At 64.1% G+C, this 19,296-nt stretch carries 16 protein-coding genes; 7 read left to right on the forward strand and 9 right to left on the reverse strand.

Going from position 1 to position 19,296, the window contains the following annotated elements; translation table 11 throughout:
* Window positions 1-31 precede the first annotated feature (31 nt).
* Complete coding sequence (locus tag XpruCFBP8353_RS11025) at window positions 32-283, forward strand: hypothetical protein (protein ID WP_101363281.1); 252 nt, start codon at window positions 32-34, stop codon at window positions 281-283.
* Between the two features lie 213 nt (window positions 284-496).
* Window positions 497-1,153, forward strand: a complete 657-nt coding sequence (locus tag XpruCFBP8353_RS11030; RefSeq protein ID WP_101363282.1) for a thiopurine S-methyltransferase — start codon at window positions 497-499, stop codon at window positions 1,151-1,153.
* A 262-nt stretch (window positions 1,154-1,415) separates the two neighbouring features.
* Here XpruCFBP8353_RS11030 and bfr read toward each other — a convergent pair whose 3' ends face one another.
* Complete coding sequence (gene bfr / locus XpruCFBP8353_RS11035) at window positions 1,416-1,901, reverse strand: bacterioferritin (RefSeq protein WP_108723542.1); 486 nt, start codon at window positions 1,899-1,901, stop codon at window positions 1,416-1,418.
* Between the two features lie 146 nt (window positions 1,902-2,047).
* On the opposite strand from bfr, the gene XpruCFBP8353_RS11040 reads away from it, so the two are divergent.
* The 3 genes from XpruCFBP8353_RS11040 (at window position 2,048) to hpaM (ending at window position 8,562) form a co-directional block, all read left to right on the forward strand.
* Window positions 2,048-4,465: a penicillin acylase family protein gene (locus XpruCFBP8353_RS11040; RefSeq protein ID WP_101363284.1), complete on the forward strand. Its 2,418-nt coding sequence runs from the start codon at window positions 2,048-2,050 to the stop codon at window positions 4,463-4,465.
* 460 nt (window positions 4,466-4,925) lie between these two features.
* Complete coding sequence (locus XpruCFBP8353_RS11045) at window positions 4,926-7,061, forward strand: TonB-dependent siderophore receptor (protein WP_101363285.1); 2,136 nt, start codon at window positions 4,926-4,928, stop codon at window positions 7,059-7,061.
* A gap of 448 nt (window positions 7,062-7,509) precedes the next feature.
* The gene (gene hpaM / locus XpruCFBP8353_RS11050; protein WP_101363286.1) at window positions 7,510-8,562 is read left to right on the forward strand and encodes a type III secretion-associated outer membrane-bound protein HpaM; all 1,053 of its coding nucleotides are present in this window, start codon (window positions 7,510-7,512) and stop codon (window positions 8,560-8,562) included.
* A gap of 68 nt (window positions 8,563-8,630) precedes the next feature.
* On the opposite strand, the gene asnB is transcribed toward hpaM, so the two are convergent.
* The 8 genes from asnB to map form a co-directional block, all read right to left on the reverse strand.
* Entirely contained in the window at window positions 8,631-10,325 is a 1,695-nt protein-coding gene (asnB, locus tag XpruCFBP8353_RS11055; RefSeq protein WP_101363287.1) for an asparagine synthase B, read from the reverse strand.
* Window positions 10,326-10,621: 296 nt separating this feature from the next.
* Window positions 10,622-11,752, reverse strand: coding sequence for a succinyl-diaminopimelate desuccinylase (dapE, locus tag XpruCFBP8353_RS11060; RefSeq protein WP_101363288.1), 1,131 nt, complete (start codon window positions 11,750-11,752; stop codon window positions 10,622-10,624).
* 19 nt (window positions 11,753-11,771) lie between these two features.
* A complete protein-coding gene (locus XpruCFBP8353_RS11065; protein ID WP_101363289.1) occupies window positions 11,772-12,257 on the reverse strand; it encodes a GNAT family N-acetyltransferase in 486 nt (161 codons plus the stop codon).
* On the reverse strand, window positions 12,254-12,610 hold the full coding sequence (locus XpruCFBP8353_RS11070) for an arsenate reductase (protein ID WP_101363290.1): 357 nt from the start codon (window positions 12,608-12,610) through the stop codon (window positions 12,254-12,256). The genes XpruCFBP8353_RS11065 and XpruCFBP8353_RS11070 overlap by 4 nt, the downstream gene beginning before the upstream one ends.
* Window positions 12,607-13,080, reverse strand: a complete 474-nt coding sequence (locus XpruCFBP8353_RS11075) for a hypothetical protein (protein ID WP_101363291.1) — start codon at window positions 13,078-13,080, stop codon at window positions 12,607-12,609. Before XpruCFBP8353_RS11075 ends, XpruCFBP8353_RS11070 begins: the two co-directional genes overlap by 4 nt.
* Entirely contained in the window at window positions 13,077-14,276 is a 1,200-nt protein-coding gene (gene dapD, locus XpruCFBP8353_RS11080) for a 2,3,4,5-tetrahydropyridine-2,6-dicarboxylate N-succinyltransferase (protein ID WP_101363292.1), read from the reverse strand. The genes XpruCFBP8353_RS11075 and dapD overlap by 4 nt, the downstream gene beginning before the upstream one ends.
* A gap of 17 nt (window positions 14,277-14,293) precedes the next feature.
* Window positions 14,294-16,903 (reverse strand): [protein-PII] uridylyltransferase, encoded by a 2,610-nt coding sequence (locus XpruCFBP8353_RS11085; RefSeq protein WP_101363293.1) that lies wholly within the window; start codon window positions 16,901-16,903, stop codon window positions 14,294-14,296.
* Entirely contained in the window at window positions 16,900-17,676 is a 777-nt protein-coding gene (map, locus tag XpruCFBP8353_RS11090; RefSeq protein ID WP_046963027.1) for a type I methionyl aminopeptidase, read from the reverse strand. The genes XpruCFBP8353_RS11085 and map overlap by 4 nt, the downstream gene beginning before the upstream one ends.
* A 319-nt stretch (window positions 17,677-17,995) precedes the next feature.
* Between map and XpruCFBP8353_RS11095 the strand changes: the two genes are divergently transcribed.
* Together XpruCFBP8353_RS11095 and XpruCFBP8353_RS11100 are read left to right on the forward strand one after the other, a co-directional pair.
* Window positions 17,996-18,520, forward strand: coding sequence for a Csu type fimbrial protein (locus XpruCFBP8353_RS11095; RefSeq protein WP_101363656.1), 525 nt, complete (start codon window positions 17,996-17,998; stop codon window positions 18,518-18,520).
* Between the two features lie 8 nt (window positions 18,521-18,528).
* Entirely contained in the window at window positions 18,529-19,296 is a 768-nt protein-coding gene (locus XpruCFBP8353_RS11100; protein ID WP_101363294.1) for a fimbrial biogenesis chaperone, read from the forward strand.

The following is a 19,296-nucleotide window of genomic DNA, read 5'->3' on the forward strand; positions in this document are numbered from 1 at the left end:
CTGAGGCGTCGTTGTTGAGCCAGGAGGCGACGTGCAGTATTCGGATAACCATGAAGCGAAATCAGGCGATCTGATCCAGATCGACACGCTGTATCGCGGCAAGGTCACCGCCTGCATGGACACAGCCGATTACCTTCCGGGACAGGAAACCTGGAGCTACCTTGGCGAAGGCATCATGGTCGATACGGATTTCTGCGGCCTAGTCCATTACACGCAGGAGTCTGCGCTTGCCGAGGATCTTGTCCTTCTTCAACGAAGCGCGTCTGCCCCGCAGGGCAGTTGAACCTCCACTGCTCCCGTGCAACGCGACCAAACGTCTGAGCACGTTTGGCGTTTCAGGTAACACACCTGCTGATGCACCGGCATCACGTATTTGCGCTTTCCAGACACAACGATGCAGGCGCAAAGGCGCTGCCGACGCGGCGCAGCGCTTCATAACGCGCCATGCCGCACTCTCACATGACCGCAGTGGAGACAGCCACTGACAAGGCGATGCATGGACACGAATTTCTGGTTGGAACGTTGGCAGCTCGGACAGACCGGCTTTCATCAGCAAGAGGTGTTGCCGCTACTGCAAAAGCACTGGCCTGCCCTGCAATTGCCGCAGGAGGTCCGCGTGCTGGTTCCCCTGTGCGGCAAGACGCTGGACATGCATTGGCTAGCAGCGCAAGGCCATCGCGTGCTCGGCGTGGAGCTGTCGCCGCTGGCGGTAACGCAATTCTTCGATGAGGCAGGACTGCAACCGCAGCGGCATATCAGCGCCGCAGGCGAGCATTTCATCGCTGGCCCGATCGAGATCATCTGCGGCGATGCATTCGCGTTGGACGCCCGCGTGCTGGCCGATTGCACGGGCGTCTACGACCGTGCCGCACTGGTCGCGCTACCGGCCGAACTGCGCCAGCGTTATCTGCAAACGGTCTACGCGCAGTTGCCGACACACTGCCGCGGCCTGCTGATCACCCTGGAATATCCGCAGGCAGAGAAGGCAGGCCCGCCGTTCTCGGTGAACGCAACAGACGTGCACGCACTTTTCGATGCCGTTTGGCAGGTGGACCAGCTGGAAAACCGCGACATCCTCGATCAGGAACCACGCTTCCGCGCTGAGGGTGTCACTGGATTATCGACTGCTGTCTATCGCCTGCAACGCCACTGAGCACCGCTGTCCAAGCGGTACGGGCATCATCGCGACCGTCGCATGTCGCGCATGCGACCAGTGCCGCCAGCCGTTCAAGACCGCGCGGCGTTGCGCCAGGTGATGGTGCCGCATCGCAGCTCCGTGAAAATGCATCCGGCAACCAGCTGCAAATCGCCGGCAAGTCGCACAGCCCATAACCGGCAATGGCAAGGCGCTCGTCCTATGTCGAGCCGATGCCATGCTGCGTCAGTCAGGCGACTGCGCAGCATCGGTTGCCGGCTCAACCGGAAGCGTGGCCCTTGTCGATCTTCGAGGTCTGGTACAACTCCAGACCAATACGCTTGATCAGGCCAAGCTGCTGCTCCAACCACCACGCATGGTCTTCTTCGGTGTCCTGCAACTGCTTGAGCAATATGTCGCGGCTGACGTAATCGCCGTGGTCTTCGCACAGTTTCATGCCGGCGGCGAGCGCAGCACGTACTTCGTATTCGACCACAAGGTCGCGCTCAAGCATCTCCACCACGGTCTTGCCGGGCGCAAACTCGGCCGGGCGCATGTCCGGGTCGCCTTCCAGGAACAGGATGCGCCGCAGCAGCGCGTCGGCGTGCTCGGTTTCCTCTTCCATCTCGTGGTTGATGCGCTCGTACAGCGCCATCAGGCCCTGATCCTCGTAGCGGCGCGAGTGCAGGAAATATTGATCGCGCGCCGCCAATTCGCCGCGCAGCAGCTGCTTGAGGTAATCGACGACTTCGGGATGGCCTTTCATGATGTGCTCCAGCAACGCAATGCGCGCATGGTGCCCTAAGCCTGCGGGCAATGATCTAATCGGAATCACTTTCAGTTGCGCTTGCGGCTAGACCCGCCACGGTCATGTCCGCCGGTCACACTTCAACCGGGCTCAAGGAACCGACAATGCGTAAATGGCTGGGCCGGCTGCTGCTGGCAATCGTGCTGCTGGCCCTGATGGCCAGCATGGCGCTCTATCTATTAATGCGCGGCAGCCTGCCGCAGCTGGATGGTGACGGCGCCCTCAGCGGCCTGGCTGCGCCGGTCAGCGTGCAGCGCGATGGGCGCGGCGTGGTCACCATCGATGCGGCGAGCCAGCTCGATGCGATGCGTGCGCTCGGCTACGTGCACGCGCAGGAACGCTATTTCGAAATGGATTTGATGCGCCGTGCGCCGGCCGGCGAGTTGTCCGAGCTGTTCGGCGCCAAGGCCGTGGATCTGGACAAGCGCAACCGCGTGCACCGCCTGCGTGCCCGCGTGCATGCCAGCCTGGACATCGCCGCCGGCAGCCAACGCGCCGCATTGCAGGCGTATACCGACGGCGTCAACGCCGGGCTGGCCGCACTCCGAGTGCGGCCCTGGCCCTACCTGCTGCTGCGCCAAACGCCGCGCGCATGGACGCTGGACGACTCCATCCTGACTGGCCTGGCGATGTACGCGGACCTGCAGGACAGCAGCAACCAGACCGAACTGGCTGCCGCGCGCATCCGCGCCGTGGTGCCGCCTGCGCTGGCGGCGTTGCTCGACCACCAGGGTTCCAGCTGGGATGCGCCGTTATTCGGGCCGCCGCAGGGCGACGCCAGTTTGCCGGATGCGGCCACGCTGGACCTACGACGTCTGCCGCATCCGGCGACCGCCCCACACGCGGAAACGCCGACGCCAGGCAGCAACAACTTCGCAGTCGACGGCAGCCTCACCGCCGACGGCCGGGCCATCGTTGCCGACGACATGCACCTTGGCCTGCGCGCGCCCAATATCTGGTTCCGCGCACGCCTGCGCTATGCAGACCGCAACGCGCCCGATGGCAAGGTGGACGTCACCGGATTCACCTTGCCCGGCCTGCCGGCGGTGGTCGTCGGCAGCAACGGGCATGTGGCCTGGGCGTTTACCAACAGCTATATCGATACGGCGGATTTTGCACGCATTCCTGCGCCCACGCCGGGCCATGCGCAAGCGCTGACCACGCATATGGAAACCATCCGCGTGGCCGGTGCAGCGCCGGTGCGTTTCGAGGTGCGCGAAGCGGCGTGGGGGCCGGTACTGCACACCAACGCTGATGGCAGCATGCTGGCGTTGCGCTGGGCCGCGCAGCTACCGGGAGCGATTCGGTTGGACTTCGCACAGATGAGCACAGCGGGCGATCTGCAGGCGGCGTTTGCGGTGGCCGACCGCTCCGGCATTCCGGCCCAGAACCTGCTGTTGGCCGATCACAGCGGGCGTATTGCCTGGCGTCTGATCGGCGCGCGCCCGGAACGCAATGCAGGATGCAGTCCAAGCGGGATTGCCGAACTTGCGACCTCTGGACCTACGTCGAACGCAGCATCGAGCGCACCTGCAGATGTGGCTGCAACACCGTCGATGTCCGGCACTTGCCTGCCGTGGGCGCTGCGTAGCGATGCGGCGCCTGCGCTGATCGACCCGCCGTCGCACCGGCTCTGGACCGCCAACAGCCGCATCGTCGATGCGCAGCAACTGGCCACGCTTGGCAATGCAGGTTACGACCTTGGCGCGCGTGCGCAGCAGATTCGCGACGCGCTCTTCGCACAGCAGCGCTTCAACGAGCGCGATCTGCTCGCCATCCAGCTTGACGACCGCGCCCTGCTGCTCACGCGTTGGTGGCAGTTGCTGCGGGGCGTGGTCGACCACCGCAAGGACCCGGCGCTGCAACAGATCGCACTTGCCACGCGCGATTGGGATGGACATGCCTCCACCACGTCGACCAGCTACCGCATCGTGCGCGAATTCCGTAGCAAGACCATCGATGCCGTGGAAGCCGGCCTGCTGGCACCCGCCAACGCCGCGCTTGGCGAGGATTTCTTGCCGCCACGTCGCGCGCAGTTGGAAGGCATCGTCTGGCCGTTGCTGCAACAGCGCCCGGCCAACTTGTTACCGCCAGCGTTTGCAAGTTGGGAGCAGTTGCTCAGCGATGCGGCGCGTAACGCGCAGTCCGCCGTGATCGCAGAAGATGCGCAGAGCGATGTGCGCGGCCCGCACACCTGGGGCCAGCGCAATACCGCTGCCGTCTGCCATCCCATCGCACGTGCACTACCCGCCCTCGCCAAGCGTTGGCTATGCATGCCGGCCGACCACCTGCCGGGCGACCGCGATATGCCGCGCGTACAAGGCCCGGCCTTTGGCGCCTCCGAACGCATGGTGGTCTCGCCCGGCCACGAGCAGGACGGCATCGTGCACATGCCTGGCGGCCAGAGCGGACACCCGCTATCGCCGTTCTGGGGCGCAGGACACGACGATTGGGTGCATGGACGACCAACACCGTTTTTGCCCACTGCCACGCGCTACACGCTGCAGTTGCATCCACAGTAAAAGAGTGCGGCAACCCTGCTGCGCAGCGGCCAGGGAAGAAGGACGAAGACGTTCAAGCATCGCCGCTCCAAAAGCCCCTCTGCCCTCTGGACAGGGGTTGGGGTGAGGGGACGGCCAACGCGCAGTATTGGACTGGTGCGCAATGTCGCCGTGCACATCGGCGTTCAAAATGCTCGGGCGCACAAGCGCACGAGGCGTCGCACATACCCTCATCCGCCCTCCGGGCACCTTCTCCCAATGAGGGGAACAATGTCCCGGCGGAGAAGGGAAGCGATGCATTCTGCATTCCTGGCGTCGGCGTCTTCGCGTCTGGCGTGTCTACCTCCGCGCGTGGACCTGCAGTTGCACACGCAAATCGCACCTGCGTTACCAAGCCTCGTACCCCGCGGGCAGCGACCTCTGCAATCAAGCGCTCACATCATGCTAAGATGCATTTGATAACCATTCCCATTAGTGATCAATGCGCCCCACGCTTCTTGTCACCGCGCTCGCCGCTGCGCTCGCTCTGCATACCCAGCCTGCTCACGCTCAACACACCGCACCCACCGTGACCGAGCTGGATGGCGTGGATGTCGTCGGCCGTGCGCAGACGCTCTACAAATCCGAAGACGCTGCCGTTGCCACGCGCACCGATACGCCGCTGGCGCTGGTGCCGCAGTCGGTACAGGTCCTGCCGCGCGAGTTGATCGACGACCAGGCTGCACGGCAGATCACCGATCTGTATCGCAGCATCAGCGGCATCAGCTTCTTCAGCTATGCCGGTGTGACCTTGCGCGGCTTCCGCCAGGAGAACGTGCTGTACGACGGCCTGCGCGGCGACCCGTACGCCGGCTTCTCGGTGCCGCAACTGTTCAACATCGAGCGCGTGGAAGTGCTCAAAGGCCCTGCCGGTGCGCTGTACGGCGGCGGCGAACCAGGTGGTGTCATCAACTATGTAACGCGCAAACCAGGACATCAGGCGGCGCGGCGCGTGGAGCTGCAGGTCGGCAATCAATCCTTCGGTGCCGCCTCGTTCGAAGCCACCGGGCCGGCGCGCGAAGATGGCCGCATCCGCTACCGCATCGGCGCCTATGCCGATGGCGAAGACGGATTTCGCTGGAATACCGACAGCCAGAGCCAGATTGGCGATGCGTCGGTGGCCTTTGATATCGGCGATACCGGCGAACTGACCCTGCAGTACACCGACATCACCCAAAACCTTGGCGGCAACCGCCTGCGCGGCGTGCCGGTGGATAACGCCGGCAACTTCCTCACCGACCGGCGTTGGAACCACAACGAGCCCACCGACTTCCTGGACATGCGTGCCAAGGTAGCATTTGCGCAGTACCGGTTTGCGCCATCCAGCGCCTGGGAGGTGGACATGGCCCTACGTTGGTTCAAGAACGACGAGCATCAGATCTACCACGAGCCGATGGGCTTGATCGACCGCGATCGCGATGGCACTGCCGAGTGGATGACCCGACAGCTGCGCAATCAATACCGCGACAACGATGCGATCTCCAGCAACGTCAATGCGGTGTACCGCACCAGCACCGGCGCAATCGAACACAAGCTGCTGATGGGCGCTGACGGCTACCGCCTGGACGCCGATTTCCGCGCGCAAACCGCCAATACTGCCGACAGCGGACGTGTGCGTGGCCCGGTGCCGGGTATCGATCTGTTCAACCCTGTGTACGGGCGCAGCGGTTTCTACGATTACGGCCTGGACACCCTGCCCTGGCGCGCCACCAGCACGCGCAGTCAACGCTATGGCGCGTATCTGCAGGACGAACTCACGCTGACTTCGCGCTGGTATGCAATGGCCGGGCTACGCTGGGACGGTTTCAAAGACGACAACCTGCTGGACGGCTCACGCGTCACCGGCAACGATCTCAGTTGGCGCGTCGGCAGCACCGTTGTGCTGCGCGAGGGCATTAACGCTTATGCAAGTTACGCCAGCGGTTTCCTGCCGCAGGACGCCGCCAATCAGGACAGCAGCGTGGGTGGCCCGTTCGCACCAGAACGCAGCACGCAATGGGAAGTCGGCCTGAAGACGGCGCTCAACGATGGCGGGCTCACCCTCAACACGGCGCTGTATCGCATCGAGCGCAGCAACATCGTGCAGGCCAATGGCCGCATCGTCGATGGCGTCAATCAACTTTCTGCGCTTGGGCTGGTACGCAGCGAAGGCCTGGAAGTGGACCTATTGGCCGACCTCACCGAACGCTGGGTACTTAACCTCACCTACGCTTACAACGATGCACGCGTGCTCGATGCAGGTACCAACGGCATCACCAATGCGTCCGGTGATCGCTTCGCCAATGCGCCGCGCAACACCTTCGGTCTATGGACACGCTACGACCTGCCAGCATGGCACTCGGCGATCGCCTTTGGTGCCGACTACGTGGGCGAACGCGTCAGCCTGGACGGGCAGCGCGTCAAACCGTATGCCATTTACGACATCAGTTGGCAGACGCAGTGGGACGCGTGGAAATTGCAGATCAACGTCAAGAACCTGTTCGACAAGGTTTATGCGGTGAGCGGTTTCAACACCCGCGCCGGGCACTTTCCCGGCGAGCCGCGCCGCATCTACGCGCAGCTGGCTTACAGTTTCTGACGATCGCGCAGTTGGTGTGCGAGGTGCGTCCGCCGGCCGGTTGCGATGTCAGCGCGCATCATGCAGCACGCGTGCGATGTGCGCTTGCGCAGCACCGGCATGACTCACGCTTCAAGCGTTGAATCATGCACGGGCTGCAGCGAGTCGCATGCAGACGCATGTGCCAACGGCATGCAAACACTGCGCGACGGGGGCGAGCATCTTTGTGCGATAGACGATCGCGACGCCGAACCCCTTTCGTCGTGTTAGCAATGTGACGCACGTCAGTCGATGCGACTGCGTGCACACCGAATGCAGCCTCAACTGCAGCGATGGCATGAACCTGCGCCGAATCGTGCGGGTGCGCATGGGCTGGAACTTAACGTCTGGTGGGACACACTAGAGCCCGTCGCGATGTGGAGATCTGCTCCACACATCGCCCTCTTCCCCCCCACTGACCGGAATCCGCATGCCTTTGCTTGCCCGCTCCGTTTCCGCCCTGTTGCCACTGATGTTCGCGACGGCCTGCTCGGCCGCGCCGCCTGCCAAATCCGGCCCGCCGGATGCGCCTGTGGCTGCATGCACCGCCAAAGTACGTCCTGGCCAGGACCTGCAAAAAGCCATCGACAAACTGCCGCAAAGCGACAAGCCGGCGGTGCTATGCCTGGAAAAAGGCGAGTTCCCGCTCAATGGACTGGTGTCGATCCACCGCGGCAATTTCACCCTGCGCGGCCAAGGCCCCAGCACCGTCGTGCGCATGGCCGACGGCGTGCAGCAGCCGGCCCTGGTCGTCGGCGATTACGAAAACCAGCAGCCCACCGGCGTCATCCGCAATGTCAGCATCGAAGACATGCAGATTGTGGCCAGCACCGGCGACAAGGAGTTCATGCCGGAACGCCCCTACTTGAGCAATAGCGCGGTGGTGGTGCGTTCCGGGCAAGGCATCCGGCTTGCCGGCCTGCAGGTCAACAAGTGCCGTAGCGCGTGCCTGCTGAGCGAATACGATACCCGTGAGATCACCATCGAAAACAACGATGTGTCCGGTGCGATCTGGGACGGCGTGTCGTTCAACCGCACAGCGAAGGTCACGATGGTCAACAACTACATCCACGACAACGTGGCTGCTGGTTTAACCACCGAACACCTGGAAGATAGCGAGATCCGCAACAACCGCTTCGAGCGCAACGGCAGCCAAGGCATCTATCTCTCGGATGCGCGGCGCAATCGCTTCAGCAACAACCAGTTCGATGGCAACAAGGTGGCCGGTGTGTTCCTGGCCTGTGCAGTGCGTTATCGCACGCCCGAAATCCTGTGCTGGGACAACAGCATGAGCCAGGACAACGTGTTCGAGAACAACCGCTTCGCCAACACGCCATTTACCTACACCATCGGCGTAGACCGCGCTGCCAACTGCACGGCAGCCGACTTCAAGCCGAACCTGTGGCGCAACAACCAGGCCGATGTGGCTGGTGTGGATATCGATCCGCAGCGCTATGGCTACTGCGTGCGCCACGAGCAATAAGACACGTGCACCAAGCGCAGCGGCCGGCCGTGCAGCATTGCGCGCCGGCCGCTGCAGTTACGGCAGCCTTACGAGGCCAGCGCCTGCGCGTGCACCCCGGCAATCGCGCGGCCCGATGGGTCTGCCATCGCGGCAAAACTCGCATCCCAGGCGATCGCCGTCGGCGAAGAACAGGCAATCGACTTGCCGCCCGGCACGGTTTCGGCCGCTGCCTGCCCGGGAAAAAATTGCTCGAACAAGGTGCGATAGAAATACGCTTCCTTGGTCTGCGGCGGGTTGACCGGGTAGCGTCTGTCGGCGGCGGCGAGCTCACGGTCGCTGACATTCGCTGCGGCATGCGCCTTCAGCCCGTCGATCCAGCCGTAGCCCACGCCATCGCTGAACTGCTCTTTCTGACGCCACAGGATCGACTCGGGCAGATAGCCGGCGAATGCGTCGCGCAGCACGCCCTTTTCCATGCGCGTGGCGCCAGTGCTGGTCTTGTCGATCATCTTGAAACTGGCATCCATGCGCATGGCCACGTCCAGGAACTCGCGGTCCAGGAACGGCACGCGCGGCTCCACGCCCCAGGCCATCATCGACTTGTTGGCGCGCAGGCAATCGTAGTTGTTCAGCGCGTCGAGCTTGCGCACCAGCTCTTCATGGAATTCGCGCGCGTTCGGCGCCTTGTGGAAATACAGATAGCCGCCGAAGATCTCGTCGCTGCCTTCGCCGGAAAGCACCATCTTGACGCCCATCGCCTTGATCCGCCGCGCCAGCAAAAACATCGGTGTGGAGGCGCGAATGGTGGTGACGTCGTAGGTTTCGATGTGGCGAATGACGTCGGGCAACGCATCCAGGCCTTCGTCGAAGGTGTATTCGAAGCCGTGATGCACGGTACCCAGCGCAGCGGCGGCCACCTCCGCTGCTGCCAGATCGGGCGAGCCTTTCAGCCCGATCGCGAAGGAATGCAGGCGCGGCCACCATGCTTCGGTGGTGTCGTTTTCTTCGACGCGGTGACGGGCGTAGCGCGCAGCAACTGCTGCAACCAATGAGGAATCCAGCCCGCCCGACAACAACACGCCGTACGGCACGTCGGTCATCAGCTGACGGTGCACGGCACGCTCAAAGGCTTCGCGCAATTCCTGCAGTTGCACCTGCACACCTTCCACCTTGGCATATTCGCGCCAGGCGCGCTCGTAGTAACGGCTCAGTGCGCCGGTGGCGCTATCGTACCAATGGCCCGGCGGAAACTGCGCCGCATCGGCGCAATCGTCCACCAGCGATTTCAATTCCGACGCCACCCGCAGACGGCCTTCGCGGTCGTGCCCCCAGTACAGCGGCACGACACCGATCGGGTCGCGCGCGATGATCACCCGCCCGGCTGCCCTGTCCCACAACGCGAACGCAAAGATGCCGTTGAGGCGATTGAGATACGAGGCCGGCGTATCTTCGCGATACAACGCATTGATCACCTCGCAATCGGAGCCGGTCTGGAACGCATATGGCTGCAGCAGTTCGGCCTTGAGTTCGCGATGGTTGTAGATCTCGCCATTGACCGCCAACGCGAGCTGCCCGTCCTCGGAAAGCAACGGCTGCGAGCCGCCGGCCGGGTCGACGATGGCCAGGCGCTCGTGCACCAGGATGGCCCCGGCATCGACATACACGCCGCTCCAGTCGGGACCGCGATGGCGCTGCCGCTGCGAACATTCCAGTGCCTGCCGACGCAGCGCCTGCAAGTCGTCACCGGGTTGCAGGTCAAAAATACCGAAGATGGAACACATGGAAAGACTCCTGAAAAACTGCGGGGGTTGGCGGCCGGTGAGATAGCGTGCTGCATGGAAATGACACCCATAAAAAAAAACCCGCATCGGCCGATGCGGGTTTTCTGATTCCTGGGCGTTTGGTGGACGTCGCCTAGTCGCAGACCCGCATCGGCCACGCGCAATTATTCGCGCGCAGGTTGTTGCGGTTGGCGTTATTGTGGTTGGCGAGGCGGATAACCATGGAGCCGACGCTAACCGTTCGGTTTCACCGACGCAACTGTTTCAGCGGCAACGACGGCGTGCACGCCACTCGCTCACCCGACCAGCAAGCGCTCGATCAGCGTGCGATACAGCGCTGGCAGTGCTTGAAGATCAGCCACGCGCACGTGCTCATCGACCTGATGAATGCTGGCGTTGACCGGACCGACTTCGATGCACTGCGCGCCCAATGGCGCGATAAAGCGTGCGTCCGAGGTGCCGCCCCCCGTGCTCTCTTCCGGCGGCGCACCGGCGAACTCGCCCAACACCTCACGCGCGACGCTGCGCAACCGCCCTTCCGGGGTATAGAACGGCTCGCCGCTGCGATGCCAGCGCAGCGCGTAGTCCAGCGCATGCCGATCGAGCAATGCAGTGATCTCGGCCTCCAGGCGCGGCGCGTCCCAATGCGGCGTGTAGCGTAGATTGAAGGCCACCTGCAGCTCGCCGGGAATCACATTATTGGCGCCGGTGCCGGCATGGATGTTGGAGAGTTGCAGGCTGGTCGGCGGGAAGCTTTCGAAGCCGTCGTCCCATTGCCGGGCGACTAATTCGGCCAGCGCAGGCGCTGCCAGATGGATCGGGTTGCGCGCCTTGTGCGGGTACGCCACATGCCCCTGCACCCCCTTCACGGTCAGCGCGCCGGACAAGCTGCCGCGACGGCCGACGCGCAACAGATCGCCCAAGCGCTCGGTGGACGATGGCTCGCCGGTAATGCACCAATCGATCGCCTGCCCGCGTTCGCGGAAGATGTCGGCGACCCGGCGCACGCCATCGATGGCATCGCCCTCTTCGTCCGAGGTCAACAGCACCGCCAACGTGCCCGGATGCGTGGGGTGCGCGGCGACGAACTGCTCTGCGGCGACGACGAACGCGGCGACGCTGCCTTTCATGTCTGCCGCACCACGCCCGTACAGCACGCCGTCGCGAATCTGCGGATCGAACGGATCGCTGGTCCACGCCTGGCGCGGGCCCGGCGGCACCACATCGGTATGCCCGAGCAACACCAGCACTGGCGCACCGCTGCCATGGGTTGCCCACAGATTGTCGACCTCGCCCAAGCGCAGGTGCTCGCAGGCGAAGCCCGCGGCAGTCAAGCGCCCTGCAAGCAGTGCTTGGCAGCCAGCATCGTCGGGGGTCACCGAGGCGCGCGCGATCAGATCGCAGGTCAGCTCCAGCACATCGTTCATGTCGTCAGGCCTTATGTGATCACACGGTTGATGCATGCATCGCTGGGGCGGCATCCGGGCCATGCCACTGCATCGTCTGCACGCGCACTGCAAAACGCTCGTTTCCCGGCATGCGTCCGCCGTGGCTGCCGGTGACGACGAAGCCGCAGCGTTGGTAGAAGGCCAGTGCTGCGTCATTTCCTTCCAGCAATTCCAACGACAGGCCGTTTGGACGATCCTGCTGGACCGCTGCAACAAGCGCTGCGCCAACGCCGCGCCGTTGCGCGCCCGGCGCCACGTACAGCCATGTGAGTTCCTGCGCATCGTAGGCAACGAAACCCAGCACGCGTCTATCCAGCTCGGCCACGCGCAGCGTGTAGTCAAACAGTGACTCACGCTCGGCGGCGATCGGCAGGGGCAGGAATGCTTCGGGCAAGCCGGCCGCTCGCAGCTCTTGCTGCCGCGCCGCATCGTGCACGGCACACAGCTGGAGCCAGTCCTCGCCCTGGTAGGGCCGCACGTTCACTCGACGCCGAACCGCTTCTTGAAGCCGTTATCGGAGAATCCCTGGCTCAACGCGCCATCGTCGGTCACGACCACGGGCCGTCGGATCAGCTGCGGATACTCGCGCAGCAGCAGCTTCCATTCGGCCTGCGAGCCAGGCGTTTTTTTGTTGTCGGGCAGCTGCCGCCAGGTCGTCGAAGACTTGTTGATCAAGGCATCGAAGCCGCCCGCCTGTTCGGCCCAGGCGACCAGCGTCTCCGGCTCCGGCTTGTGCTCGCGGTAATCGACGAACGTATGGGCCAAGCCGAAGCGGTCCAGCCACTTGGTCGCCTTCTTGCAGGTGTCGCAATTCTTCAATCCGTAGAGCGTGGTCATGGTCTGCCCTTCTCGACTGCGCGGCGCGCGCTTGCGCGTGCCGACAGTGTGTTTGCCAATTGATGGTGTTCAAGGCCACATGCTGGGAGAAACACCACATCGGCGCGTTGGCCATGGAATTTCAGTGCCATCCGCAGCGGCGGAATCAGCCCTGCGACATCGACGCAGCGCAGCTCGGCAAGATCCACGCGCTGCGATCGTCCTTGTTGGACGATCTCCAGCGCATTGCCCGCATCGCAGACCTGCGCCCATCGGGTAGACGCCCACGTCAGACGCAAGCTCAGGACCACCATGAGTGCAGGCGCCAGCCAACGCAGAATGTCCAGCTGCTGCGGAACGCCATCGCGCATCAGCGCGCCGGCAGCGTAGACCGCCCCCCATCCCAACCATACGGCCGGGATGCCCCAACGGATCCAGCCACTGGGCGAACGTGACAGCATGGCGCCGAACACAGGCTGTGTCGTACTCAATCGGCCAGACCGCGCAGCAAGTCGTTGACGCTGGTCTTGCTGCGCGTCTTGGCATCCACCTGCTTGACGATCACCGCACAGTACAGCGAGTGCGAGCCGTCCCTGGAGGGCAGCTGGCCGGACACCACCACGCTGTAGGGTGGCACGTATCCATAGGAAATTTCGCCGGTGGCGCGGTTGTAGATGCGTGTGCTCTGGCCGATGAACACGCCCATGCCGATCACGCTGTGGTGGCCGATGACGACGCCCTCCACTACTTCCGAACGAGCGCCGATGAAGCAATGATCTTCGATGATGGTGGGGCTGGCCTGCAGCGGTTCGAGCACGCCACCGATGCCGGCACCGCCGGACAGATGGCAATGCTTGCCGATCTGCGCACACGAACCCACCGTGGCCCAGGTGTCGACCATGGTGCCTTCACCGACATACGCACCGATGTTGGTGAAGCTCGGCATCAGCACTACGTCCTTGCCGAAGTAACTGCCGCGCCGCGCCACCGCGCCCGGCACCACACGCACGCCGGCCTTGCGGAATTCGGCTTCATGGAAGCCGGCAAAGCGCGATTCCACCTTGTCCCAGAACGGCGCGGGCTGCGCATCGATCACCGCCATCTCGTTGACGCGGAAATACAGCAGCACGGCTTTTTTCAGCCACTCGTTGACGGTCCAGCCGCCCTGCCCATCCGGCTCGGCGACGCGGAATTCGCCGCTCTCCAGGCCGTCGATCGCGCGCGTGACCATTGCGCGCGTGGAGCCGTCGATCTCGTCCATGGTCAACGTCGCGCGACGTTCGAACGCGCTTTCGATACCGAATTTGAGTTCATCGCTGCCGACCTGCGTTGCGGCGCTGTGCACGGCCTGCTCGGCAATCGGCAGCGTCTTTGCCGCAGCAGCCTTCTTGCCGGCCGGTGCACAGACCACCTCAGTCGGCCGCTTGGCCACGCGCGGCGCGGCGGCGGTCGTCGTCTTGCCGACAGCCTTCTGTGCAGCAGTCTTCTTGCCTGCTGCGTCAGGTGCGGCAGTCTTTTTGCCGACAGCGCCAGCAGTGGCGCTCTTCTTGCCCGCGCCAACAACCGGCGTGGAGGCGGCGGCAACCGTCGCCTTGGCAGCCTTGCCGCGCGTTGCGCCCGTGGACTTGGACGCTGCGTTGGTGGTGGTCGCGCTCTGCTTGCGCGCGGTCTTCTTGCTGGTGGCCATGGGGGGTCTCCGGAGGGCTAGACAGGGTCGAGGCAGGCGCACAGCGCATCGCGCAGGGCCTGCCGGGCGGATTCGGACAACGGGCGGTCGTGCTCGTCGGTGATCTGGAACTGGTCTTCGGCGCGCTCGCCGAAGGTGGCGATGCGCGCGTCGTGCACGCGCAGGTTCTGCATACGCAACACATGCGCGACATCGGCGAGCAGACCGGGACGGTCGGGCGCGACCAGACTGATGCGGGTGCGGCGGCCGCCGGCGCTTTCGCTGAATTCCACCCGCGGTGCGAAGCGGAAGTGCCGCAACTGGCGCGGCACTGCGCGCCGTGCCGGGCGCACCTTCTGCAGGTCGCCGGCCAGCACCTGGCGCAGCGTTGCCGCCAGCCGCTGCGGGTCGCCGTCGGCGTAGGTGTCCTGCGGCAGCACTTCGAACACGTCGAAGATCGCATCGTGTGGCGCATCCAGCACGCGTGCACGGTGAATACCGTAGCCCTTGCGATCGAGCGTGGCCACGATGGCCGCAAACAGCCCATCGCGGTCCGTCGAATACACGAACACTTCCAGCGCATCGTTGTCCGGCACCGCGCGACGTGCCTTGACCAGGGTCTGGCCGATGTCCACTTCGATCAGCGACGCCGCCTGCCAGGCCAATTGCTCGGGACGGAAGCGCAGGAAGTTCTCGTCCGGCATGCCGGCGAATTGCCGGTCGATGGTGGCATCGTCATGCCCTTGCGCCTGCATCAGCGCACGTGCGGAATCGCGCGCTTCGCGTAGGCGTTCTTCGCGCGGCGGCGGATGCTCCAGACCTTCGCGCAAGGCGCGACGCGCGGCGAAATACAGGTCCGCCAACAAGCGATCCTTCCATGCATTCCACAACTTGGGACTGGTGCCGGCAATGTCGGCGCAGGTGAGTAGATACAAGTAATCCAGCCGTTCGCGGGTGCCGACCAGGGTGGCGAAACGGTGGATCACCTCCGGGTCGGAGATGTCCTGTTTCTGCGCGGTGACCGACATGCGCAAGTGCTGCTCCACCAGCCAGGTCACCAGTTCGGTATCGCCTTCGCTGAGGCGATGCGCAAGGCAGAACGCGCGCGCATCGACCGCACCCAGCTCGGAATGATCGCCGCCGCGGCCCTTGGCGATATCGTGAAACAGCCCGGCCAGCAGCAGCAATTCCGGCTTGCGCAGACGCGGCCAGACTTCATGCGCGATCGAAAAACGCTCGTCCGCACGGCCAGCGGCAAACAGCGCGATGTTCCGCAACACCATCAAGGTGTGCTGATCCACCGTATAGACATGGAAGAGGTCGAACTGCATGCGCCCGGACACACTGGCAAATGCCGGAATCCACTGCCCCAGCACGCCCAGCCGCGCCATACGATTGAGCGTATCGACCGCGCGCGGACCGCGCAGCAGCGCCATGAAACGATCGCGCGTGGCGGCATCGGCCACGTGATAGGCCGGCAGTTGCTGCAGCACTTCGGCCAGCGCACGCGCAGTCAACGAATGCAGGCCGCGCACCTCGCGATGTGCCGCCCATTGCGCGAACAGTGCGAACACTTGCAACACATCGTCGCCCGGCCAGCTCTCCGAGTCGGCAGCCAGATAACCGCGACGCAGGCTGAAGCCGCCGCCCAGCGGTTCCGGTGTCGCTTCGCCATCGAACTGCTCTTCGAAGCGCTGCAGCAGTCGGTCGCTGATGCGGCGAATCAACGCAGCGCTGCGATAAAAGCGCTGCATCATTTTTTCCACGCCCAGACTTTCCAGGTCGTCGGCAAACCCCAGCCGCTCGGCCAGGGTCTTTTGATAATCGAAACGCAAGCGCTCTTCGGGCCGGTTGGCCACGGTGTGCAGACCGAAACGCAGACGGGCGAGCTCTTCGCGCTCGCGGCGCAGCGCGGCGGCTTCGTCGAAACCCACATGACCCAGTCCGACCAAGGCCTCCAGGTCCTTGACCCCGAACGCACGCAGCGCCATCCAACCCAGCGTCTGCAGATCGCGCAGACCGCCGGGGCCATCCTTGATGTCGGGTTCGAGGTTGTCGGCGGTGTCGCCGAAACGCTGATGGCGCGCCAGCAATTCCTCGCGCTTGGCTTGGAAGAAATCGCGCGGCGGCCAGACCTGTGGCGGCGCGATTGCCGCGGCCAGTGCAGCGCGCGCGGCGGCATCGGCCACCAGTGCGCGCGATTCGATCAAGGCAGTGAGCACGGTCTGATCGGCGGCCGCCACCGTGCACTGCGCCGGTGAGCGCACCGCGTGGCTGATCGGCAGACCCACATCCCAGAGCAGCGCAAACAAGCGCGCCAAGGCCTGCTCATGCTGCTGCTGCGCAGCGCTTTCTCCCAGCACCAACACATCCACATCCGAGCGCGGGAACAGTTCGCCGCGCCCGTAGCCGCCAACCGCATGCAATGACAAACCGCTATCGGCCGGAATGCAGCGGGTCCAGGCATTGCGCATCAACTGGTCGACCGCGCGTGCGCGCAGCGCGACCAGGCGCTCGATCGGCTCGCCCTGATCGAAGCGCTTGCACAGCCGCATGTCCGCGTGCACCAGCAGCGGACGGGCCTGTGCGGCCCACCCCGCGTCGCCGGCGACGCCCGGGTCGGGTCGCTCCGCCGGCGTCTCCGTCATACCGGTGCGGGCGAATTGGCCGACAGCGTCAGCACATCCACGCCGTCTTCGGTCACTGCCACCATGTGTTCCCACTGCGCAGACAACTTGCGGTCCTTGGTGACCACGGTCCAGCCATCCGGCAGGGTCTTATGGTGATAGGTGCCTTCGTTGATCATCGGTTCGATGGTGAAGGTCATGCCCGGCTTGAGCACCAGCCCTTCGCCCGGACGCCCGTAATGCATGACCTGCGGCTCGTCGTGATAGACCTTGCCGATGCCGTGGCCGCAGTAATCGCGCACCACGCTGAAACGCTCGGCCTCGGCAAACTTCTGGATCGCGTGGCCCACATCGCCCAGCGTGGCGCCCGGCTTGACCGCCCGGATGCCGCGCCACATCGCTTCATAGGTGGTGTCCACCAGGCGCTTGGCCATCACCGACGGCGTGCCCACGTAGTACATGCGACTGGTGTCGCCGTGCCAGCCGTCCTTGATCACGGTGACATCGATATTGACGATGTCGCCGTCCTTCAACACCTTGGCCGCGCTCGGAATGCCGTGGCAGATCACGTTGTTGACCGAGGTGCATACGCTTTTGGGAAAGCCGCGATAGCCGACATTGGCAGGAATGGTGCCCTGCACGTTGACGATGTGGTCGTGGCAGATGCGATCCAGCTCGGCAGTGGTCACGCCCGGCTTGACGTGCGGGCCAACGATGTCGAGCACCTCGGCGGCCAGACGGCCGGCGACGCGCATCAGTTCGATTTCTTCTTTAGTTTTCAGATTGACGCTCATGGACGCGATTATCGCCGATTCGGGCTGAATCTGAACGACCCACGCCTGCGTTTTTTTGCAGGAACTCGCAGCGCGGCGACAAGCGAACGGTGCAGCAAAAACCCGTCGCAGCCGCCTATTCATGTGTGACGCCGCGCACCCCGCGTCAAAACCCGCATTAACGGAGCCATCCGCAGGACATCGCATTTTCACGAAAAATACCTGCCAAGACAGCGAGATAGCATGTGAATTTCGCGTGATTTTTGGCACAGTTAATGCATCGCAGGGAAGGCGACAACTCGTCGCATCATCAATGACCAGAACGGTCAAGGAAATGTCCATGCATACTGTCCGCCCTGTCCTGCTGTCCCTCGGCCTCCTCTCGACCATTGGCATGGCGAGCGCGGCAGACACCACCACTTTCAACGTCAAGATCGCGGTCACCAAGGCCTGCACGATCACCGCCGCGTCCGCCACGGATGTCGACTTCGGCTCGGTGCTCTCGACCTCGACCGCCAATGCGGACGCCAACGGCAGCGTGACCGCCCAGTGCACCGCATTGACGCCTTACAACATCGCACTGAGCGCGGGCAGCAATGCCGGTACCGCCAACGACGTCACCACCCGCCGCATGAAAAATACCGACGCGCTGGTGACCACCAACAACTTCATTGCGTACCAGCTCTACCAGGATCTGGGCCGCAGCACGGTCTGGGGCAGCACCACCGGCACCAACACGCTCAGCCGCACCGCCACCGGCCTGAATCAGGTCTACCCGGTCTACGGTCGTGTGACCAACCCGTCGGCCAACAATCCCGCGACCGGTAGTTACCAGGACACGATCACTGCGACGATCGTCTATTGAGCACGCGCATGCCTGTGCATCAGCTGTTGTCACGCTTACCCGCCTGGCTGATGTCGGCCGGGCTGGCGACGGCGCTGGTCATGGCCAACGGCGTCCTGCCGACGCCGGCACATGCAGCCAGCCTGCAGTTGGCGCCCACATCGCTGAGCCTGAGCGCCCAGCAGACCGCAGACGGGCTGTGGCTGAGCAACAGCGGCAGCGCGCCGGTCCAGGTGCAGACCCGCGCCTATCGCTGGACCCAACGCGATGGGCAGGATCAGCTCGATCCCACCCAGGATCTGCTGATCAGCCCGCCGATGCGCACCCTGGCCGCTGGCGAGCGCCAGTTGATCCGGGTGATCCGCGCCGGGCCTGCCCCAAGCGGGCAGGAGCAGTGTTACCGCATCATCGTCGACGAGCTGCCCAGCGCCGATGCCGACCGCAAAGGGATGCAGTTCGTGCTGCGTTACTCGGTGCCGATCTTCCTGCTGCCGCCCGGCAACACCGAACCTGCGCCGAACCTGAGCGCGCAAGTGGTTGCCGGCAGCGATGGCAAGGCGCAGATCCAGATCAGCAACACCGGCAACGGACATGCCCAGGTCGCCGACCTGCGGCACCAAGTCGATGGCGCGACCACGACCGCATTGAATGGCTTGGTGGGTTATGTGCTGCCAGGCCAGACCATGCGTTGGTCGCTGGGTGCGCCGCTGGCGCAGTTCGGCCGCGGCACCATCATCGCAAGGATCAATGGTGAGGCTGACGAACGCACCTTGTTGGCCGCGCCGACGGCGCCTTGA

Origin of the sequence: Xanthomonas prunicola, assembly GCF_002846205.1 — a bacterium.
Taxonomy (GTDB): domain Bacteria; phylum Pseudomonadota; class Gammaproteobacteria; order Xanthomonadales; family Xanthomonadaceae; genus Xanthomonas; species Xanthomonas prunicola.